The sequence below is a fragment of the Methylophaga sp. genome (genome assembly GCF_030651745.1).
The window spans coordinates 1-1,429 of sequence record NZ_JAUSCC010000036.1; the positions used below are offsets into that span (position 1 = coordinate 1).

Here is a 1,429-nt window from a genome sequence, read left to right on the forward strand (position 1 = left end):
GCGTCTTCCAACGCGACCTCCGGCGCAGTTAATTGTGGTGATTCCATTGTCTCTGCTTTCGATTTGCTCATGATTCTGACCTACCTTTATACTCTAATTTCCGAGGGGTAGGTGTCTCAGGTCATATTGGCACAGGGGGGGCGTCTATCCGCCCAATCGGAAGTTGGCTTGTCGAATCCAGACGGAATGTTTGAAGCGGGGGCTAATTGTGGAGTTGGGAGGACGCCAAGGCAGCGTGGTACGCTTTTTACCTTCCTTGATCGTGACGGCCGATGAAATCGACCGGATCGGTACAATTTTTGCCGAAGCTGTTCGAGTATCGGTTGTTACATAACCGAGAGGGCTAGAGAGGAGGTTTATAAAATCGACAAGGATGTTCAAACACTATAAATGAAAGCGATAGTCCCTATGTATTTATTTAATAACCACGAAGGCGGCATGAACAAGCAGACAAACCGCCTTCCGGTGGCGGCAATCCCAATCATACGTAAAAATGAAACATTATTTGAAGCGTTAACCGGCGAGGAGCGCCCGCGTTCTATCGGTAGCTTATTATTGATTTTAGTGCTGCTGTTGCATCTATGGGGAGCGCTTTGGTTGTTGCAACCGGCGGAGCCTATCACCCTGGCGCAACCGCTGATGATGGAAGTGTCCCTGGTTTCCGCACCGGGTCAACAAGCTTCAACCGCACCGCCGGCGCCGCCCAAACCAGTTGAGCCGATTAAACCGAAAAAGCCGCCGGTTAAAAAGCCATTGAAGAAAAAAAAGCTGGTGAAACAGAAACAAGCGAAGCTGCCAAAACCGGTGACAGTTGCCGAGGAAATACTGCCCGCGCCTTCACTCACTGAATCGTTTGCGGATGCTTCAGAGACGAGTAGTGATGCCGCTACAGCCGCCAATACCGCAAAATCTGCAAGTGGTACGCGGGGCAATGCAGAGCCTTATAGCGAAGCCAGTTTTAACGCCAACTACGGTACCAATCCCAAACCGAAATATCCAACAATTGCCCGCAGCCGAGGCTGGCAGGGCAAAGTGTTTCTCCGGGTCAGGGTGACTGCCGATGGACTTAGCGAAGCAGTCACCGTACACCGCAGCAGTGGTCACGATGCGCTGGATGAGTCGGCCGTCGCTGCAGTGGAGAAATGGCGGTTTATTCCCGCTAAACGAGGCAATACGGCGGTGGCTTGCTCAGTCATCGTGCCCATTATCTTTACTTTAAACCATTAACAGAGGAAACAGGGAATGCCCTACCATATTGCTCCTAAACTAATCATCGACGGGACTTTGTACCAGCAATTCTCAATTTAAAACCATAGCTTGTATAATGTTTAATTTTTGCAACCTGCACGGAAGCTTATGGCCAGTCCCTTTCATCCCTCAACGAAACCGGCACCCTTTACAGCGCGCTCATTGATTGACAAAACCCGCG

Annotated in this window: 1 protein-coding gene; it reads left to right on the top strand. The window is 50.5% G+C overall.

Translation table 11 applies throughout. From position 1 onward, the window contains the following. Positions 1-390 precede the first annotated feature (390 nt). Positions 391-1,227: an energy transducer TonB gene (locus Q7V21_RS04005; protein ID WP_304916039.1), complete on the top strand. Its 837-nt coding sequence runs from the start codon at positions 391-393 to the stop codon at positions 1,225-1,227. Positions 1,228-1,429 lie beyond the last annotated feature (202 nt).

Coding starts and splice junctions, on each gene's coding strand:
- Q7V21_RS04005 (WP_304916039.1), top strand. CDS start 391: ATGAAAGCGATAGTCCCTATGTATTTATTTAATAACCACGAAGGCGGC.